Raw genomic sequence first — 18929 nt, forward strand, 5'->3', positions numbered from 1 at the left:
AGCCTCTCTCCACGCGAGATGTTCTCGCCCCCAATGCCCCGGACGACACAGAATGCACCGGGAAGCAGGCCACTGACAGGCCGATGCCTATAGAACGATGGAGTGTTGGTCGCACGAAAAGCACTTGGTGCACTCACACGGCGCGAGGCATTGGTCGTGCGCCGAAACGACCTCGTCCGACGATGTGCTACAGCATGACGGCGCGCCGACGAACCTGGGTTGTACGCCCGCGATGCCTTCGGGTGCCGACGAACGGACTCCGGTCAGCACCGCCGGCTTGCTCGCGGGCGCTGGCCCCGTCGCCGGCACAACGGGCGCTCGACGCCTTCGAGATCACCCTTCGCTGCCAAGGTGCCTGAATCGCCGAGGCCTGCCAGGAGGCGCGCCACAACGCCCTCGCCGCCGCCGCGCCCGGTCTGGTGGCCGCGGTGCTTGGTCGGCTGGCGGACGGACCAGGCCGCGCCCGCGCCATCGGGCAGTAAGTGCCCCGGCGTCGACCGGATCGTGGGATCAGCCCCGCGGGTGCGGGGAGCAGCGTCGGTGAAGTGCGATTCTGGTGCGAGCGACACGCAGCCGGCGGGGCTGGTCATCTTCACCGACGAGCGGCTCTGCCGGGCGATCGTCGACCGGCTCACCTTCGAGGCCCACATCATCGCGACCGGAACCCAGTCGTTCCGCCTGGCCGGCACCACCGCCAAGCGCCAGGCCGCCGTGGCTGCCACCTGAAGACAAGCTCCCGACAACCCGCATGGATCAACGGGACCGGCCCGTCTCCGGGTCGGCACGCGGGGAGAACACGCAAGCGGATCCGACAACAAGCCTCTGGTGGCCCAGGTGACCGGCTGACGAAGGCACGCCGACTGCCCGAGCACCAAGGCCAGGGCGGCAGTCACCGGGCAGCAGCTCGTCGGCTCAGTCTGTGGTCGAGCGCACCCGGCCAGGGTCCAGGTGCAGCTCATAGGCAGTGTTGCACTCGCTGATCAGCGTGCCCACCTCCACACCGCAGGGGCACAGTTGGTTCATACCGCTTTGGCCGTTGAGGCCGCAGCACCCCCCGGAGTGCTTCCAGTCAGGATGCGGCTGGAGCCCCGGTGCATCCTCCGGGTGCAGGACCACGGTGTTCCGGGGGCCTGCGGACACCAGGAACCCGTCGCTGTCCGGGTCGCCGAGGCAGGGCCCGCCGCCGAAGACCTCTCGACACTCGTCGGAGGGCACGAGCGGGGCGCCCCACGGCTCGGGTTCCAGAGCGAAGAAGCCGAGCCGCAGGGTGGGAGTAGCTCGACGTGATCCGTCTGCCTTGGGAAACCCTTGATCCATCGGACGCGCGGGCACCTCAGGCAGCTTGGTCAATGGCCCCGCTATCGGACGATCGCAGGCCGCACACACGAACACAGTCACCTGGAATTGGTAGCACCCACCCGGCGCCCGTCCAAACGGATTATCAGCCGACGACCGCCGACCAGCCCCGACTCACCATCGGCCCCGACACGGCTGTCGGCTTCCGTTCCGACGCTCCCAGGCGCCCCGCATCGAACACAGCGGCGCCCGCCCTGACGCATCCTGTCGGGGGCGCGACCGGACGGGCAGCACGCAACACAGCTACCGGTCTCCCCGTGGCCGCCGTCCCCGATCCGGAGCCGACCAGAGCAGCAGATCCGGGCTGTCTACTGAGGTTTTCAAGGTGGGGTCGGTGAGGTGAGTGACAGGCCGGTGCCCGTCAGACATCCCTCGATGCGGGTGGACCGGAGCTGGATATGTCGGAGCCCGCGGCGGAGGGTGTGGGCGAGGTGATCGGCGTCGGTGAAGGCGGTGTTCGCCATCGGGCCGCGTCGCAGAAGCGACCAGAGGCCTTCGACCGGGTTGAGGTCCGGTGCATACGAGGGCAGCTGGAAAACGGTGAGCCAGTCGTGCTCGGCGGTGTACCGCTTCATACCGGTTGTTCTCGCATCTATCATCTGCATGCGCGTCGTTCAGGGGGCTGCCGTGGGCTGCTCCACCGTGATGTGCAGGGGTGTCCTTCCGTCGGTCGCGAGGCTAGCGTGACCGCATGGATCCTGACGAACAGTCACGTCATGCCTCGTCGTTCGGCGCCGCCGCGGTCGCGTACGCCGAGCACCGTCCGGACTACGCGCAGGCCGCGGTGGGTTGGGCGCTGGAGCTCGCGCCTGGCCTGCGCGTGCTGGACCTCGGGGCCGGGACGGGCAAGCTGACGGGCGCGCTGGTGGCGCTGGGCGCCGATGTCACGGCGGTCGAGCCGGATCCGGGGATGCTGGCCGAGCTGCGCCGCGCGCTGCCGGACGTCCGGGGCCTGGCGGGCAGCGCCGAGGCGATCCCGTTGTCGGACGGTGCCGTGGACGCCGTGGTCGCGGGCAACGCGATGCACTGGTTCGACATGGCCGTCGCGGGTCCTGAGATCTCCCGGGTCCTCGCGCCGGGCGGCGTTCTGGCCGGCCTGTGGAACCTCCTGGACGACCGGGTCGCGTGGGTGGCCGGGCTCGCGCAGGTTGCCGGGAGTGCGGCGGTCGGCCCCCGGGACACCCCCGACAGCTGGCGCGCCGTGACGGCCGGGCTGCACCTTCCGAAGAACGGCGGGGCCGCCTGCTTCGGCTCGCCGGAGCAGGCCGAGTTCGCGCACGGGCAGCGCCGGACCGCCGGCTCGCTGGTCGAGACTCTCGCGACGCGCGCCGGGGTGCTCGTCATGCCGGAGGGGGAGCGGGAGGCGGCGCTGGGCCGGATCCGCGCCTTCCTCGCCGGTCGGCCGGAGACCGCCGAGGGCGAGTTCACCCTGCCCATGCTGACCGGGGTGCTGCGCCTGCGGCGGGTGTGACCCCGAGGCCTCTACGGTGCCGTCCCCGCGAACCGGGTCACGAGGAGGTCGAGGCGCTCGTCCTGCCAGCCGGACGGGATTCGGCCGCTCTCCGAGAGGACAGCCATGCCGTGCAGCGCGCTCCAGGCGACCTCGGCGAACAGCTCGCGGCGCTCGTTCTCCGGCGGGAAGCAGGCGACGAACTCCTCGAAGCAGGCCCGCATCGGGGCCGGCGTCTCGGCGCTCGCGAACTTCAGGTCGGTGGGCAGGATGAACATCGCCTGGTAGAGGGCGGGCCGCTGGACCGAGAAGTCCAGGTAGGCGCCGCCGACGGCGCGCAGGGCCTGCTCGGGCCCGGCGGCGGCGTCCTGCCGGGCGCGGTGCAGGTGGGCGGCGAGTTCGGCGAACGCGTCCAGGGCGACGGCGCCGACGATCGCGTCCTTGCCGTTGAAGTGGCTGTACAGCACCGGCTGGCTGTACTCGACGCGTTCGGCCAGCCGCCGTGTCGTCACGGCCTCCCAGCCCTCGGTCTCGGCGAGCTCGCGCGCGGCCGTGATGATCAGTTGGTGGCGCTGGGCGCGCTCGCGCTCGCGGCGCTCGCTGATGGCGGACATGTCGCCATTGTAGCAATGCTAGACATTCTGTCGTGGGCAGAGCGCAGCCGCTCCCGAGCCCTCAGACCGCCAGGTCGACCGTGATGTGCGGGGCCAGGGCGCGCAGGAACGCCGGGGCGTCGAAGAGCTCGCCGGCCGAGGCCACGCCGGTGGTGCGGGCCTCGCCGTTCAGGAGCCGGGCGACCGCCTCCACCGCGAGCGGGGCCGTCACGGCGTAGATGTCCCGGCCGGTGGCGACGGCGCGGCGCTCGGCGGTGCCCTTGCGGACCACGACGTCGACGACGAAGGTCTGCGCCGAGCGGCCGTCCGGGTCGACGGGGGCCGGGGCGGGGGTGTCGGGGGCGACGACCTGCGTTGCGGCCTCGACCGTCATGTAGGTGCGGACCTCGGGGATCCGCAGGTGGCTCGGGATCGTGATGACGTCGGCCATCGTGAACTCGGCGACGACGGCGCGCGTGCCGGTCGGGTCGGGGAAGGTCCAGTCGGTGGTCGCCGGGGCGTCGTGGCGGCGCTCGACGGCGCCCTTCGTGTAGACGAGCCGGCCGCCGCTGCCGCGCCGCTCGCGGGAGACGGCGCTGGAGAGGCGGGTGCCGGCGGTGGGGTGCCAGCTGCTGAGGGCGTAGGCGACGTGGGCCTCGTCGGCCTCGGTCCAGTCGGCCATGGCCGCGGTGGCGAGGAGGTCGCCGAGGCCGCCGTAGAAGGCCATCGCGGGCAGGACGGTGGCGCCGGCGGTGCGGGCGCGGTCGGCGAAGTCGGCGAACGTGTCGAGGTTGGCCTCCAGTTCGGCGGCCACGTCGACGTACGGGATCCCGGCGCGCAGGGCGGCCTCGATGACGGGGGCGGTGGTCGAGGCGAACGGGCCGGCGCAGTTGATGACGGCGGCGGCGCCGACCAGGGCGGCGTCGAGGGCGGCCGGGTCGTCGACGGAGGCCGGGCGGACGTCGAGGCCGGTCCCGTCGGCCAGGGCGTGCAGCTTGGCGGCGTCGCGGCCGGAGAGGACGGGGGTGAAGCCGCGCTCGCGCAGGTGGGCGACGACGAAGCGGCCGGTGTGGCCGTAGGCGCCGTAGACGGTGACGGTGGTGTTCGACATTGGGGTTCCCCCGTGCTCGTTCCTTGATCCGACGCGTTCATCCTGCCGGGGGCGGACACCCCCCGACAGTGTCCGGAACGACAGGACCCGTACACTTCCGGACATGGGGACCGTCGCGCTGGCCGTCACGGACGGCATGCTGCACTTCGAACTGGGGCTGGCCTGCGAAGTCTTCGGGGCCGACATGAGCGGGCGGGCCGATTCCTGGTACCGCCTGGAGCTCTGCGGGCCGGGGGCCGTGCAGGTCGGGCGGTTCCGCGTCCAGCCAGACCACGGGCTCGACCGGCTCCCGTACGCGGACACCGTGGTCGTCCCGGGCTGGGCGGACGTCGACGAGGAGCCGCCCCGGGAGCTCGTCGACGCCGTGCGCGCGGCCCACGACAACGGCGCGCGCGTGGTCTCCCTCTGCACGGGCGCGTTCGTCCTCGCCGCCGCCGGGCTGCTGGACGGTCTGCGGGCGACGACGCACTGGGCACACACCCGTGTCCTGGCCGCGCGCTACCCCGAGGTGCAGGTCGACCCGGACGTCCTCTACGTCGACAACGGGAGCGTGCTCACCTCCGCCGGCAAGGCCGCCGCAATGGACCTGTGCCTGCACCTCGTCCGGCTCGACCACGGCTCGTCCGTCGCCAACGCCCTCGCTCGCCTCCTCGTCGTGCCGCCCCACCGGGACGGCGGCCAGGCGCAGTTCGTGCCCACCCCGGTGCCCGCGCCCGGGAACCACCCGCTCGCCGACCTCCTCCCGTGGGTGATCGAGCGGCTGGACCAGCCGCTGACCGTCGAGGACCTGGCCCGCCGGGCCAACATGAGCTCGCGCCACCTGGGACGGCACTTCCGGTCCGTCACCGGCACCAGCCCGCTCCAGTGGCTGCTGACCCAACGGATCCGCCACGCCCAGGAGTTGCTGGAGACCACCGAGGACAGCGTCGACGCCATCGCCGCCGCCACCGGCATGGGCACCGGCACCACGCTGCGCCGCCACTTCAACCGCACGGTGGGCGTGCCGCCGGACGCCTACCGCCGGACGTTCCGACTGCGCGCCGCGGTCAGTCGCTGAGAAGCCGCCACGCGGTCAGTCGCTGAGCCGCCGCCACGCCGTCAGCCGCTGAGCAGCCGCCACGCGGTGAGCGCGAGGCCGGCGCGCAACAGGCCCGCGGGTTCGGTGAGTTCGAGGCCGAGCGCCTTGCCGAGCTGGTCCAGGCGGCGCGCCACGCTGGTGTGGTGCAGGTGGAGGACGGCGGCGGCGCGGCGCAGGGAGCCGGTGGTGCAGTAGGCGTCCAGCGTGTCCAGGGCGTCCGGGTCGCTCGCCGCGATGCGGGCGATCGCGGCCACGTCGGGATCGGCCCGGACGGCGTCCTCCGGCAGGTGGGCGAGGAGGGCCACGGCGCCCAGATCGGCGTGGTGGACGACGGGTTGACGCGCGGTGGTGAAGCGCAGCGCGGTGCGGGCCTCGCGCCAGGACCGGGCCGGTGTCCCGGCGGCGCCGATGCCCGCGCGGACGTCGGGCGGGAGGCGGGACGCGTCGACGGTGGTGGCCAGGACGACCCCCGCGTCGGCGAGTTGGGCCGCCTTCACCGGCCGGTCGGGGCACAGGAGGGTGCCGATCCGGTCGAGGGGGTGCGGCGTGCGCACGGCGACGGCGCGCACCGGCAGGTCGGCGGCGAAGCCGAGCAGGCGCAGCGCCCGGGCGCGGGCGGCCTCGTCGGTGTCGGCGCCGATGACGAGTTCGACGAGCGCGGGGTCGGCCATGGTGGTGCGGGCGGGGCCGTAGCGTTCGACGGCGGTGGCGACGGCGATGGCGAGGCGGTCGAGGAGGAGCTCGTCCAGGAGGCCCGCGGGGGTGGGGCGTTCGAGCCAGACGGTGCCGATCTCCTCCTCGTCCAGGGTGATCAGCGCGGACGTGGTGACGGCGGGCGGCCCGGGCGCCTCGCGGCCGTCGGGGGTCATGCGGATCGTCCGGCCGGTGCCGGTGAGGCGGATCCCGGCCGGGCACTCGGCGAGGTTCGCGGAGGCGCGGGCGAGGGCGGGCAGGTCCACGCGGCGGCGCATCAGGGTGTCGTAGAACATGACGACGCGCACGGCGGCCTCGACGTCCGAGCCCAGTTGCGACATCCGTACCGCCAGTGCCTCCATGGACCCGAGGATAGGCGGGCGCGGGGGAGCGCGGGGGCGCCGATCGGTGCGTGATCCCGGCGGAACGCACGACGGTTGGCGGCGGACCGGGCGGGCGGCGGCCGGGACGATGGTCGGCATGGATCCCGAACTCGAAGCATTCGTCCCCTTCTTCCCCGACCTCGACCTGAACGACCCGGCATCCGCCCGGGAGAGCCTGGCCGCGCTGGCCGGCGGCGTCCCCGCCGCCGACGTCCCTGGCATGGTGATCGAGGACCGCACGGTGCCCGCCGACCCGAAGACGGGCCCCGGCGTCCCGGTGCGCGTGTACCGGCCCCGGGAGGCGCGCGGCGCCGTCATCTGGCTGCACGGCGGCGGGTTCGTCATGGGGGGCCTGGACACCGAGCACCCGTGGGCCGCCCGGATCGCCGCCGACTCCGGCGCCGTGGTCATCTCGGTGGGCTACCGCCTGGCGCCCGAGCACCCGTACCCCGCGGCGCTGGACGACGTCTACGCCGTCCTCCTCTGGGCCGCCGGGAACGCGGCCGAACTCGGCATCGACCCCGAGCGCATCGCGATCGGCGGCCACAGCGCCGGCGCCACCCTCGCGGCCGCCGTCTCCCTGCTGGCGCGCGACCGGAAGGGGCCGGCGATCCACTTCCAGCTGCTCAACCAGCCCGGCGTCGACGACCGGCAGGAGAGCTGGTCGGCCCGCACCTTCACGGACACGCCGTGGATGACCCGCGAGAAGATCTCCGCGGCCTGGCGGCACTACCTGGGCGGCGCACCCGCCACCGCGTACGCGGCCCCGGCCCGCGCCGAGGACCTGAGCGGCCTGCCGCCCGTCCACCTCGCCACGGCGGAGTTCTGCCCGAACCGCGACGAGGGCATCGAGTACGCGCTGCGCCTCCTCCGGGCGGGCGTGCCGGTCGAGCTGCACCAGTGGGCCGGGACGTTCCACGGCTCGCAGGCGCTGCTGTCGGCGGAGGTGTCGCAGCGGCAGATCGCCGAGCTCGGCGCGGTGCTGCGGCGGGCGCTGGCGTAGCGGCCGTTTCCGAGCGTGGGCTCAGACGGGCTCCGGCGGGCTCGGGCGGGTTCAGGCCGGCTCCGGCGGCCACGCGTCCGGCGCCAGGACGCCGTACGCGTAGGCGCGGGCGACGAGCGCCGTGCGGTTGGGGACGTGCCAGCGGCGGGAGAGGCGGGTCAGGTGGTAGTTGACGCCGTCCCTCGTGAGGCCGATTTCCCGGGCGATCTGGGCGGTCGTCGCGCCCCTCGCGGCGGCCGCCAGGATCCGGGCCTCCGTCGGGCTCACCTCGGTGCGCGGCACGGCGGTCTCGGACACCTCGGGCGGCGGATCGGCGGGCAGGTCGGCGAGGACGCGCAGCGAGAGCAGCAGGTTCGGCGTCTGGTCGGGGGTGTCGCTCACGAGGGCGACGTCCATGACGCCGTGCCGCTCCGAGCCGTCGCCGGCCGTCCACGACACCTCGACGCTGTACTGGGAGCGCCGGTGCTTGTGGACGGCCTCGGCGAGTGCCGGGAGGGTCTCGGCGGCGCTGCCCTGGAGGGTGAAGAACTCCAGGATCTTGCGGTGGTGCAGCTGCCCGGTGAGCAGGCCGAACTCGGCGGCCATCGCGCGGTTGACGATGAGGATCCGGCCCGCGTACTCGCACACGGCGATCGGCACCGGCACGTGGTCGAGCAGGCGCAGCGTGCGGTTGCGCCAGACGATCGCGCTGTCGCTGGGGTACACGAGCTGCCTCCTTCAGCAGATCTGACGTCACGTGGGCAAGAGTCGGGTGCCACCGGGTACTACACAATCATGTAGTCGGCGGCGCCCGGTACGGCGGGTGCCGGGCGCAGAGTGGAAGACGTCGCCCCGATCGTCGGCCCGACTCCCGTCACGAAACCCGTGTCACGGAAAACGGAAGGTGAATCACGCATGACCGACACCCTGCCCGAGAGCCTGCCCGCACCCCGGGCCGAGCGCCCGGAGCCCGCCCGGCCCTCGGAGACCCCGAAGGCCGCGGTGGCGCACCTCCCCTCGGCCGCCGCGGGGGCCGTCCCGCTCGTCGACATCTCGGCGCTGCCGCCGATCGCCGCGCCGACCCTGCGCGTGATGGAGCTGATCCGGGAGCACGGCCCGGCCTACGTCCAGCGCGTGCACGGGCGGGACCTGCTGATGGTCAGCGGCCTGGACCTGGTCGAGGAGCTGGCCGACGAGGAGCGCTTCACGAAGTCCGTGGGCCCGGGCCTGGTGAACGTCCGCGAGTTCACCGGCGACGGCCTGTTCACCGCCTACAACGACGAGCCCAACTGGGCCCGCGCGCACGACATCCTGATGCCCGCCTTCGCGCTCGGCTCGATGCGCACCTACCACCCCGTGATGCTCCGGGTCGCGCGCCGCCTGATCGAGGCGTGGGACGGTGCGACGGCCGCCGGGCAGCCGGTGGACGTGCCCGGCGACATGACCAGGATGACCCTGGACACCATCGGCCTGGCCGGCTTCGGCTTCGACTTCGGCTCCTTCGAGCGCGACGAGCCGCACCCGTTCGTCGAGGCGATGGTGCAGTGCCTGGAGTGGGCGATGGCCGCGCTGTCGCGCGACCCCGAGCTCGACCACACCGAGCGCGACGCGGCGTTTCGGGAGGACGCCGCGTACCTCGCCCGGGTGGTGGACGAGGTGATAGCCGCTCGCGTGGAGGCCGCCGGTGCCGCCGGTGCCACCGGGGACGGGGGACAGGACGCCGAGGCCGAGGACCTGCTCGGTCTGATGCTCGGCGCCGTCCACCCCGGTGACGGCAGCAGACTGGACGCCGAGAACATCCGCAACCAGGTGATCACCTTCCTGATCGCCGGCCACGAGACCACCTCGGGCGCGCTGTCCTTCGCGATGTACTACCTCGCCAAGCACCCGGCGGTGCTGCGCGAGGTCCAGCGCGAGGTGGACGCCCTGTGGGGCGACCAGGCCGACCCCGAGCCGTCCTACGAGGACGTCGGGCGCCTGCGCTACACCCGCCAGGTGCTCAACGAGGCCCTGCGGCTGTGGCCGACGGCCCCCGCGTTCAGCCGCGAGGCCCGCGAGGACACCGTCATCGGGGGCCGGATCCCGCTGCGCGCCGGGGAGACGGTCACGGTGGCGACGCCGATGCTGCACCGCGACCCGGCCTGGGGCGACAACCCCGAGCTGTTCGACCCCTCCCGCTTCGACCCCGAGCTGGAGGAGGCCCGCTCCCCGCACGCCTTCAAGCCCTTCGGCACCGGCGAACGCGCCTGCATCGGACGGCAGTTCGCGCTGCACGAGGCCACGATGCTGCTCGGCATGCTGGTGCACCGCTACCGGCTGATCGACCACGCCGACTACCGGCTGACGATCAAGCAGATGCTCACCATCAAGCCGGACGGGTTCACGCTCGCCCTCGCCCCGCGCACGCCCAGGCCCCCGGCGGCGGCGCAGGCCCCGGTGCGCGCCGCCGAACTGCCCGGCCGCGTCCGCCAGGGCACGACGGTGCTGTTCCTGCACGGTTCCAACTACGGCGCCTCGCGCGACTTCACCCGGCAGGTGGCCGAGGCCGCGGGGGAGCTCGGCTGCGAGACCGAGGTCGCCCCGCTGGACGCCTACGCGGACGGGCTGCCCGCCGGCCGTCCCGTGGTGATCACCGCCGCCTCGTACAACGGGCAGCCGACGGACGACGCGGCGCGCTTCGTCCGCGGGCTCCAGGAGGCCGAGGGCGCGGTCGCCGACGGCGTCGAGTACGCGGTGCTCGGCATCGGCGACCGCACGTACGCCGCCACCTACCAGCGCATCCCCACCCTCATCGACGAGCGCCTCGCCGCCCTCGGCGGCACCCGGCTGCTGCCCGCCGGCGAGGCCGACGCCTCGGGCGACCTCGCCGGCGGCGTGCGGGCCTTCGCGACGGCGCTGCGCGGCCTGCTGCTGGAGAAGTACGGCGACGCGGACGCCCCCGCCGCCGGGCTGCCGGAGGCCGCGTTCACCGTGACCGAGGTCGTCGGCGGCCCGCTGGACGCCCTCGCCGCGCGGCACGGGATGACGGAGCTCACCGTCACCGGGGTCGCCGGGCTGACCGACCCCGCCTACCCCCGGGTCAAGCGCCTCGTGCGGCTGGCCCTGCCGGACGGCGTCGAGTACCGCACGGCCGACCACCTCACCGTGCTGCCGCAGAACGACCCGGCGCTGGTCGAGCGCGCGGCCAAGGTGCTCGGCGCGGACCTCGACACCGTGCTGTCCATCGTCGCCCACCGGCGCACCGGCCTCGCCGTCGACCGCCCGCTGACCGTGCGCGAACTGCTCACCCACCACGTCGAGTTGCAGGACCGGCCGACCGCCGAGCAGCGCCTGGTGCTGGCCGGCCTCAACCCGTGCCCGCCCGAGGCCGCCGCGCTGCGCGCCCTGCCCGACGACGACCCGCGCACGCTCGTCGACCTCGTCGAGGACAACCCGGCCCTGCGCGAGGCCCTCACCTGGCCGGTGCTGCTGGAGCTGCTCCCGCCGATCCGGCCGCGCCACTACTCGATCTCCTCGTCCCCGGGCCAGGACCCGGCCCACGTCGACCTCATGGTCTCCGTGCTGAGCGCCCCGGCCCGCTCCGGCCGCGGCACCTTCCGGGGCACCGGCTCGGGCCACCTCGCCCGCGTCGCCGTCGGGGACACCGTCCTGGCCCGCGTCCAGCCCTGCCGGGAGGCGTTCCGGATCGGCCACGGCGCCACCCCGGTCATCATGATCGCCGCCGGGACGGGCCTCGCCCCGTTCCGCGGCGCGGTCGCCGACCGTCACCGCGACGTGGCCGCCGGGGCCGGACTCGCCCCGGCGCTGCTCTACTTCGGCTGCGACCTGCCCGACGCCGACTACCTCCACCGCACCGAACTGGAAACCGCCGAACGGGCCGGCGCCGTCAGCCTGCGCCCGGCCTTCAGCGAGGCCCCCGAGGACGGCCGGCGCTTCGTCCAGGACCGCATCGCGGCGGAGGCCGACGAGGTGTGGCAGCTCCTCGCGGCCGGCGCCGAGGTCTACGTGTGCGGCGACGGCGCCCGCATGGCCCCCGGCGTCCGGGAAGCCTTCCGCGCCCTCTACCGGAGCCACACGCCGGGCGGCGCCGACGAGGAGCAGGCGGAGGCCTGGCTGCAGTCCCTGATCGACGCCGGCCGCTACGTCCAGGACGTGTACGCGGCACGCTGAGCCCGGAGCGCCCCGGAGCCCGGAGCGCCGCGGAGTTCGGGAGCGCCGCGGAGTTCGGGAGCGCCGCGGAGTTCGGGAGCGCCGCGGAGTGCGGGAGCGGGAAGTCGGCCGAGTCGACTTCCCGCTCCCGAACCTTCACACGCGAGTCAGTGGCCGGGGCTCCTCCTGCGGGGACACTGCTCAGCCGTCCGCCGCGCGCGCGGCCGTACCGGAGGTCAGCCGCCAGAGCCCGGCCACCTCGTAGTAGACGCCGTTCACCACCTGCAACAGCAGCAGCGTGACCGGCCAGAGCAGCGCGCCGAGGCCGGGCACCAGGTCCACCGGCAGGGTGTAGGCCATCACGACCCGCACGGCGGCGTCGAGCAGCATCGCCACGCCCCAGATCGCCGTCGAGACCCGCCAGATCCGCCGGAAGGCCGGCTCGCGCTCCCACAGCACGTCCCAGGAAGTGCCGTCGGAGCGGAACCTCCCCTCCAGCAGGGGGCGGCCGCCGTGGAAGAGCAGCGGGCGCCTGGCCCTGATCGAGAGCAGGAACCAGAACCCGGCCACGCCGGTCAGCCAGCCGTCCTTGGCCAGCAGGAACCGCGGGCTGCCGCTCATCAGCGCGGCCGCGACGCCGAGCAGCATGGTCCCGGCGACGAAGCCCGCCATGCCCTCCAGGCTGCGGGTGCGCAGCCACTGCACCGCCGTGGTGAGCGCCGGCAGGAAGGCGCCGGCCAGCAGCGCGACGAAGACGCTCACGCCGGCGGCGCGCAGGCCGTAGTACAGCGCGATCGGGACCGCGATGTCCCGGACGACACCGAGCAGCACGCGCCGGCCGCTCGGCCGCGGCGGCGCCCCGGGGGTCGTCACCGCGGCTCGTTGCGTGTGGTCATGACGTCCTCCGTGTGGCGGGTGTCCGGTCATGACGTCCTCCGCGCGGCGATCGCTGCCCGGCTCGACTGCCGCCTGTCACCTGCACAGCTAACTACTTCCGTGCCGGACGACGGCGAAACCCGGGGCCGCGTCCGGGTGCTCAAGGAGCGCTGGGCGTCGGCCGGTCGCTCTGGGTGACGAACCGGTCCAGCAGCTCGTGCAGTTGATGCTGCTGCTCGGGGGTGAAGACCTCCAGGAGGCCGGCCATCGCGTCGCTGAACAGCGCCGACGCTTCCGCCAGGCGGCGCTCGCCCTCCTCGGTGATCAGGATCTCGTACGTGCGGCGGTCGTTCGGGGTGCGCCGGCGGAGCAGCAGGCCGCGGTTCTCCAGGTCGTCGACGATCCGCACCAGGGTCGACTTGTCGATGCCGAGCGCCGTGCCCAGCTCGCGCTGGCTGCGGGCCCCGCCCTCGCGGACGGCGGTGAGGACGCCGGCGTGCTGCAGCTCGATGCCGCTGGGCCGGGCCGACTGGTTGGCCCTGGCGCGGGCGAGCTGGTGGGCGCGGTACATCAGCAGTCCGAGGGCGGCCGGGGCGGAGGGTTGAGGTTCCATGGGGGTGATGCTACCGTCCGAGACGGTCTCATCTGAGACGATCTCAACTCGGAGGCGCAGCATGCGTGTTCTGATCATCGGTGCGGGCCTGGCGGGCCCGTGCCTCGCCCACGGTCTCCGCCGGCACGGTCACGAGGTGCGGCTCTTCGAGCGGGACGCCGCCATCGACGCCCGCTCGCAGGGCTACCGGATCCACATCGGTGGCGACGGGGACGCTGCGCTGCGCACGTGGCTGCCCGCCGAGGCCTATGCGCAGGCCGTCGCCACGGCCTGCGCGGCGACGGGTGGCGTCAGCATGGCCGGACCCGACCTGCGGGACTTCGCCGAGGTCCCGATCCCGCCGGACTCCGCGGGCCTCACCGTCGACCGGCTCACCCTGCGGCGGATCATGCTGCGGGACCTCGCGGACTCGACCCGCTTCGGCGCCGGATTCTCCCGCTACGAACTGCTCGACGACGGCAGCGTCCGCGTCCACCTGACCGACGGCTCCACCGCCGAGGGCGACCTGCTGGTGGCCACGGACGGCGCCAACTCCGCTGTCCGGCGGCAGCTGTTGCCGGACTTCTCGGTGGCCGTGCAGGACAGCCGGCTCATCTACGGGCGCACGCCGATGACGGACGAGGTGCGGGCACTGACGCCGCGGCAGGCCCTCGACGGCTTCCTCGGGGTGGTCGGTGCGGACGGCCGCCGCCTCGCCCTGGCCGCCCAGCAGTTCCGGCGCGACCCGGCCGACTTCGGGCTCCCGGCGGGCGAGGACTACGTCATGTGGGGCATGGTCGCGCCCGCCGCCCGCTACGGGCCGGACGTCGACGGGCTCGGCGCGGCCGAGCTGCTGGCACTCGCCGAGCGGACCATCGACGACTGGCACCCGTCCCTGCGCGCGCTGGTCGGGCTCGGCGACATCCGGTACGTCGTGCCCGCGAGCATCCTGGTCGCCGAGCGTCCGGCGCCGTGGCCGACGGTGCCGGTGACGCTGGTCGGCGACGCGGCCCACCCGATGGCCCCGGCGGGGGTCAGCGCGGGAGTCGCGATCCACGAGGCCGGACTGCTCGCGTCGCGGCTCGTCTCCGGTGTGCCGCTGCTCGACGCCGTGCGGGCGTACGAGGCGGAGATGCTCGACCACGGTTTCGCGGCGGTCGAGAGGTCGACCCGGCGCCAGGCCGGCGACTTCTCGTAGCAGGCCGCCCCCGGTTACTCCGGCGGCCGGTAGGCCGGCCCCGCGGCCTCGATGTGACTCAGGACGGACGCTCCCGCCAAGGAGACCAGCAGGTCGACGACGACCTCCTCACCCTCCCGGCGGCCGCGCTCGGAGATCTCAAGGCCGATCAGCGCCAGGTCACCGGCCTGGGCCCGCAACTCGTACTGCTCGCGGGTCTCCTCGCCGACGTCACCCGTCTCGTCGCGCTCCCAGGCCTCCACCGCGGCCCTGGCCACGGCCCCGGGCAGCCGCACCGTGACCCGGCCGACCTGGGCGCCGACGCGCTCCCCGATCGCTGCCAGCAGCTTCGCGTCTTCCCGGTACCGGACGTACTGCTCGTCATCCACCACGGGGCGAGACTACTCGGACGACGGGGCCCGGCTCGACCGAATTCGGGCGCGGCTAAGCGACCCGCAGGGTGAGCTCGGCGGTGTGGACCTGGCCCGCGGTCTGGAACTGGAGGAAGACGCGCCAGTCGCCCGGCTCGGGGAGCATGGCCTGGAAGGTCAGCGCCGGGCCGCCGTTGTCGCCGGTCACGGCGTTCGCGGGGTGGAGGTGGGCGAGGGCCTGGTCGCCCTCGTGGAAGGCGCTGAGGTGGGCGTAGCTGTCCAGGTAGGGCTGGAGGTCGGTGACCGGGCGGCCGTCCTTCTCGAAGGACGCGGTCAACTGGTAGGCCCCGGCCATGGGCTGGGCGTGGAGCGTGACGGTGTAGCCGTCCACCGTCGTGCGCTCGGCGGGGGCGGGCAGCGGGACGGGGGCGGCCTCGCCGGGGACGGTCACGGTGCGGCTGAGGACGTACTCCGGGCTGTGGGGGCCGGTGTTCGGGATGAAGTCGGCGTACAGGCGCCAGGTACCCGGGGCGAGGGGCGCGAGGTCGGCGGCCCAACTGCCGTCCGGGGCCTGCTCCGGGTGGAGGTGCTGGAAGCCGGTGAGGTCGGTGCGGATCGCGTAGAAGTGCAGCCGCTTCGTCTGGTGGACGGTGAGGTCGGTGACCGGCGCGCCGTCGGGCCCGGTGATCGTGAAGCGGACGGGCGTCGTGGTGGTCTCCAGCGCGAGCCGGTACCCGTCCTGCTCCGAGGCGAGGCCGCGGGCGGGCGCGGCGGCCTGCGCGACCGCCGGAGCCGGTGCCGTGCCGGTCATCCCCGGCATCCCGGCCATTCCGTCGGCCATCGCGGGCGCGGGCGCTGCCGCGGCGGGCTGCGGGCTCCGCGGGACGGAGAAGGCCATGCCGAGCACGAGCAGCGTCGGCACGCAGGACGCGAGCAGCCAGCCTCGGGAGAACGGACGGGCGGCGGCAGCGGTCATCGGCGGGTCCTTCGGGGCGCAGGCGTTTTCGGTCTTCTCGAACAGGAGACCCCCGGCGGGGCCCGGGATCACACAAAATGCGCGACCTGAACGCGTGGTCGGGAGGCCCGCCCGACCCTGGCATGATCGGAGGCATGCACGAACGAGTCATCGCAGCCTGTGACGGAGCTGCCAAGGGGAACCCCGGCCCGGCGGGCTGGGCGTACGTCGTCGCGGACGCCGCCGGGGCGCCGCAGCGCTGGCAGTCCGGCGCGCTCGGGCACAGCACCAACAACATCGGCGAGCTGACGGCCCTGCGCGAGCTCCTCGCCTCGACCGACGCCGCCGCGCCGCTGGAGGTGCGCCTCGACAGCACCTACACCCGGGACGCGGTCACCAAGTGGCTCGTCGGCTGGAAGCGCAACGGCTGGAAGACGGCCGCCGGGAAGCCGGTCGCCAACCGCGAGCTGATCCAGGAGATCGACGCGCTGCTCGCGGGCCGGGACGTCGCCTTCGTGTACGTCCCCGCCCACCAGGTGGACGGCGACCCGCTGAACGCCATCGCCGACAAGGCCGCCAGCGACGCCGCCCGCACCCAGCAGGGCGCCGCCGGCACGGCCGCCGACCTCCCGGTGCCGGACCCGGTCGCGGCGTCCGCGCGCCCGGCGAAGGCCGCCTCCAAGGCCACGAAGACCGCCGCCAAGAAGACCTCCTCCTCGGGCACCGCCCGGACCCTCGCCGCCCGCTACCCCGGCACCTGCCCCTGCACGCGCCCGTACGCCAAGGGCGACAAGATCACCAAGGTCGGCAGCAGCTGGGGCCACCCGGAGTGCGCGGCGGCCCACGCCTGAGGGCACGCCGAGCGGACTTCTTACACGCCTCTGCCGTTTCCCTTACGAACGTCCGACGTGCCACGGGCACGCTGGCGGCAGGCCACCCGGACCCCGGGACCACCCCCGCCACCAGCGAAGATGACACCATGACAGACACCACCGCGGCCCGCCGCACCGTCCTCGTCGTCGAGGACGACCCGGGCGTGCGCAACACCCTCGACCAGCTGCTCCGCTTCGAGGGCTACGAGGTCCTGACGACCGCGGACGGCCAGGAGGCCCTCGAACTCCTCGACCGGCGGCGCCCGGACCTCGCGGTGGTGGACGTCGTCATGCCCCGCCTCGACGGCCTCGCCCTGTGCCGCATGCTGCGCCGCCGCGGCGACCGGCTGCCCGTCCTCGTCCTCACCGCCCGCCACCAGCTCGGCGACCGCGTCGCCGGGCTGGACGCGGGCGCCGACGACTACCTCGCCAAGCCCTTCGCCGTCGAGGAACTCCTCGCCCGCATACGCGCCCTGCTGCGCCGCGCCGCACCCCTCGACGAGACCGGCCCGCTGCTCTTCGACGGGATCGCCCTCGACGCCGCCGCCCGCCGGGCACAGCGCGGGGACCGTCCGCTCGACCTCACCAAGACCGAGTTCGACCTGCTCGAACTCCTGCTGCGCAACCAGGGGTCGGTGCTCACCCGCCCGCAGATCTACGAGCGCATCTGGGGCTACGACTTCGACACCGACTCGCGCTCCCTGGACGTCTACATCGGCTACCTGCGCCGCAAGACGGAGGAGGGCGGCGAGCCCCGGGTGATCCACACCGTCCGCAACGTCGGCTACACCCTGCGGTCCGCCTGATGCTGCGCGCGCGGATCACCGCCGTCGTCATCGCCGCCGCCCTGTTCGCGATCGGGGTGTCCGTCACCGCTTCCTACCGGGGCGTCCGGGACCTCGTCGCCGACCAGTTCGACCGCAGCCTCAACGACCGGGCCGACGCCGTCGCCGTCATCCTCGACGCCTCGCGCCGCCCGGACCCGCGGCCCGACACCACCGAACAGCTCGTCCTCGCCGACGGGACGGTCGAGTTGCTGACGGCCGGCCGCGCGCCGCTGCCCGTCCCGCCGGGCGCGCTGGACGTGGCCAGGAGCGGGCAGGGCACCCGCGAGGAGGACGTCACCGTCGACGGGACGTCGTACGGCCTCCTCACCAAGGCCCGGCCGGGCGGCGGAGCGCTGATGGTCGGGCAGGCCTACGCGGACGTCGAGCGCGTCGACCACGAGTTCCTGGCCCGGATCACCTGGACCACCGCCGCAGCCACCGCCCTGTCGGCGCTGCTCAGCTGGCTCATCCTCAGCCGCATCCTCGGCCCCGTCCGCCGCCTGGCGCGCGCCGCCGAACACATCACCACCACCCGCGACCTCACCACCGCGCTCCCGCCCGCCGGGCGCGACGAGGTCGGCCGGCTGACCCGCGCGTTCGAGGCGATGGTCGGCGCCCTGCGCCGCTCGCGCGAGCAGCAGCAGCGCCTCGTCCAGGACGCCAGCCACGAACTGCGCACCCCGCTCACCTCCGTCCGGGGCTGCGCCGAGCTGCTGCAGCGGGCGCGGGGCCGGCTCGACCCGAAGGACGAGGAGCAGATCCTCGGCACGCTGGTGACCGAGACCGTCGCCCTCGACGACCTCGTCCGCGAGCTCGTCGAACTCGCCACCGACGCGCACACCGAGGAGGAGCCGGCGGCCGTCGACCTGGCCGAGACGGCGGAGGAGAGCGCCCAGCGTCACCGGCAGCGGACGGGGCGCGCGATCACCGTGACCACCGCCGGCCCGGAGCCCGTGCCGGTGCTGGCCCGGCCGCGGGCCGTCCAGCGCTGCATCGACAACCTGATCGGCAACGCCGTCAAGTTCAGTCCGGACGGCAGCCCGATCGAGGTACGGATCGACGGGCGGCGGCTCGCCGTGCGCGACCGGGGGCCGGGGATCGACCCGGGGGAGCGGGACGCCGTGTTCGACCGCTTCTACCGGGGAGCGGGCCAGCAGTCCGCGCCCGGATCGGGGCTGGGCCTCGCGATCGTGCACGACCTCATCGCCGCCGACGGGGGCACGGTCTTCGCGGGGACGTCCGCCGAGGGCGGGGCGGAGGTCGGCTTCGAGCTGCCGCCGTGCGGAGTGAAGCCGTACGGGGTGAAGCCGTACGGAGCGAAGGTGCCGCGGCCCTCGCGGGAAGGGTGCTCCCGGGGCCGCTGAGCCGGGTTCCGGAACGGGCGCGGGGGGGGGGGGGGGGTGTAGGCGCAGAACAACCACCCCCGCGCCCCCCCCCCCCCCCCCCCCCCCGCGGGGTGAACCC

18 protein-coding genes and 1 pseudogene are annotated in these 18929 nt (G+C 74.2%); 9 read left to right on the forward strand and 10 right to left on the reverse strand.

Translation table 11 applies throughout. The features are described from left to right. The first annotated feature begins 540 nt into the window (after nucleotides 1-540). Nucleotides 541-726: a hypothetical protein gene (locus ACFV4G_RS01195; RefSeq protein WP_380435327.1), complete on the forward strand. Its 186-nt coding sequence runs from the start codon at nucleotides 541-543 to the stop codon at nucleotides 724-726. A 186-nt stretch (nucleotides 727-912) separates the two neighbouring features. On the opposite strand, the gene ACFV4G_RS01200 is transcribed toward ACFV4G_RS01195, so the two are convergent. Further along, nucleotides 913-1350 (reverse strand): hypothetical protein, encoded by a 438-nt coding sequence (locus tag ACFV4G_RS01200; RefSeq protein WP_380435328.1) that lies wholly within the window; start codon nucleotides 1348-1350, stop codon nucleotides 913-915. 326 nt (nucleotides 1351-1676) lie between these two features. After that, nucleotides 1677-1934 (reverse strand): annotated as a pseudogene (locus ACFV4G_RS01205) (transposase); the annotation flags it as partial. Nucleotides 1935-2047: 113 nt separating this feature from the next. On the opposite strand from ACFV4G_RS01205, the gene ACFV4G_RS01210 reads away from it, so the two are divergent. Beyond that, nucleotides 2048-2827, forward strand: coding sequence for a class I SAM-dependent methyltransferase (locus ACFV4G_RS01210; protein WP_380435329.1), 780 nt, complete (start codon nucleotides 2048-2050; stop codon nucleotides 2825-2827). An 11-nt stretch (nucleotides 2828-2838) separates the two neighbouring features. Here ACFV4G_RS01210 and ACFV4G_RS01215 read toward each other — a convergent pair whose 3' ends face one another. Further along, nucleotides 2839-3420 carry a TetR/AcrR family transcriptional regulator gene (locus ACFV4G_RS01215; protein ID WP_380435330.1) on the reverse strand — a complete coding sequence of 194 codons (582 nt, stop codon included), beginning with the start codon at nucleotides 3418-3420 and terminating at the stop codon, nucleotides 2839-2841. A gap of 61 nt (nucleotides 3421-3481) precedes the next feature. After that, a complete protein-coding gene (locus tag ACFV4G_RS01220; RefSeq protein ID WP_380435331.1) occupies nucleotides 3482-4510 on the reverse strand; it encodes a saccharopine dehydrogenase family protein in 1029 nt (342 codons plus the stop codon). Between the two features lie 103 nt (nucleotides 4511-4613). On the opposite strand from ACFV4G_RS01220, the gene ACFV4G_RS01225 reads away from it, so the two are divergent. Then, the gene (locus ACFV4G_RS01225; protein ID WP_380435332.1) at nucleotides 4614-5567 is read left to right on the forward strand and encodes a helix-turn-helix domain-containing protein; all 954 of its coding nucleotides are present in this window, start codon (nucleotides 4614-4616) and stop codon (nucleotides 5565-5567) included. A gap of 41 nt (nucleotides 5568-5608) precedes the next feature. Here the strand turns inward: ACFV4G_RS01225 and ACFV4G_RS01230 are convergent, their stop codons facing one another. Next, complete coding sequence (locus tag ACFV4G_RS01230) at nucleotides 5609-6643, reverse strand: PucR family transcriptional regulator (protein ID WP_380435333.1); 1035 nt, start codon at nucleotides 6641-6643, stop codon at nucleotides 5609-5611. A 118-nt stretch (nucleotides 6644-6761) separates the two neighbouring features. On the opposite strand from ACFV4G_RS01230, the gene ACFV4G_RS01235 reads away from it, so the two are divergent. Continuing rightward, complete coding sequence (locus ACFV4G_RS01235; RefSeq protein WP_380435334.1) at nucleotides 6762-7667, forward strand: alpha/beta hydrolase; 906 nt, start codon at nucleotides 6762-6764, stop codon at nucleotides 7665-7667. 51 nt (nucleotides 7668-7718) lie between these two features. On the opposite strand, the gene ACFV4G_RS01240 is transcribed toward ACFV4G_RS01235, so the two are convergent. Then, on the reverse strand, nucleotides 7719-8372 hold the full coding sequence (locus ACFV4G_RS01240) for a helix-turn-helix transcriptional regulator (protein ID WP_380435335.1): 654 nt from the start codon (nucleotides 8370-8372) through the stop codon (nucleotides 7719-7721). A gap of 189 nt (nucleotides 8373-8561) precedes the next feature. On the opposite strand from ACFV4G_RS01240, the gene ACFV4G_RS01245 reads away from it, so the two are divergent. Then, nucleotides 8562-11816 carry a cytochrome P450 gene (locus ACFV4G_RS01245; protein WP_380435336.1) on the forward strand — a complete coding sequence of 1085 codons (3255 nt, stop codon included), beginning with the start codon at nucleotides 8562-8564 and terminating at the stop codon, nucleotides 11814-11816. Nucleotides 11817-11996: 180 nt separating this feature from the next. Here the strand turns inward: ACFV4G_RS01245 and ACFV4G_RS01250 are convergent, their stop codons facing one another. Continuing rightward, nucleotides 11997-12668, reverse strand: a complete 672-nt coding sequence (locus ACFV4G_RS01250; protein WP_380435337.1) for a VC0807 family protein — start codon at nucleotides 12666-12668, stop codon at nucleotides 11997-11999. Between the two features lie 163 nt (nucleotides 12669-12831). Beyond that, complete coding sequence (locus ACFV4G_RS01255; protein ID WP_380435338.1) at nucleotides 12832-13284, reverse strand: MarR family winged helix-turn-helix transcriptional regulator; 453 nt, start codon at nucleotides 13282-13284, stop codon at nucleotides 12832-12834. Between the two features lie 61 nt (nucleotides 13285-13345). On the opposite strand from ACFV4G_RS01255, the gene ACFV4G_RS01260 reads away from it, so the two are divergent. Then, nucleotides 13346-14461 carry an FAD-dependent oxidoreductase gene (locus tag ACFV4G_RS01260; protein WP_380435339.1) on the forward strand — a complete coding sequence of 372 codons (1116 nt, stop codon included), beginning with the start codon at nucleotides 13346-13348 and terminating at the stop codon, nucleotides 14459-14461. 14 nt (nucleotides 14462-14475) lie between these two features. Here ACFV4G_RS01260 and ACFV4G_RS01265 read toward each other — a convergent pair whose 3' ends face one another. Further along, nucleotides 14476-14832, reverse strand: coding sequence for a hypothetical protein (locus ACFV4G_RS01265; protein ID WP_380435340.1), 357 nt, complete (start codon nucleotides 14830-14832; stop codon nucleotides 14476-14478). Between the two features lie 52 nt (nucleotides 14833-14884). Beyond that, nucleotides 14885-15787, reverse strand: coding sequence for a hypothetical protein (locus ACFV4G_RS01270; RefSeq protein ID WP_380435341.1), 903 nt, complete (start codon nucleotides 15785-15787; stop codon nucleotides 14885-14887). A 122-nt stretch (nucleotides 15788-15909) separates the two neighbouring features. Here ACFV4G_RS01270 and ACFV4G_RS01275 point away from each other — a divergent pair, with 122 nt between their 5' ends. From ACFV4G_RS01275 to ACFV4G_RS01285, 3 genes are all read left to right on the forward strand, one after another. Beyond that, a complete protein-coding gene (locus tag ACFV4G_RS01275; protein WP_380435448.1) occupies nucleotides 15910-16617 on the forward strand; it encodes a ribonuclease H in 708 nt (235 codons plus the stop codon). 128 nt (nucleotides 16618-16745) lie between these two features. Beyond that, complete coding sequence (locus ACFV4G_RS01280) at nucleotides 16746-17444, forward strand: response regulator transcription factor (RefSeq protein WP_380435342.1); 699 nt, start codon at nucleotides 16746-16748, stop codon at nucleotides 17442-17444. After that, a complete protein-coding gene (locus ACFV4G_RS01285; RefSeq protein WP_380435343.1) occupies nucleotides 17444-18829 on the forward strand; it encodes an ATP-binding protein in 1386 nt (461 codons plus the stop codon). The genes ACFV4G_RS01280 and ACFV4G_RS01285 overlap by 1 nt, the downstream gene beginning before the upstream one ends. Nucleotides 18830-18929: the final 100 nt, after the last annotated feature.

The sequence above is a fragment of the Kitasatospora sp. NPDC059747 genome, assembly GCF_042732955.1.
Taxonomy (GTDB): Bacteria; Actinomycetota; Actinomycetes; order Streptomycetales; family Streptomycetaceae; genus Kitasatospora.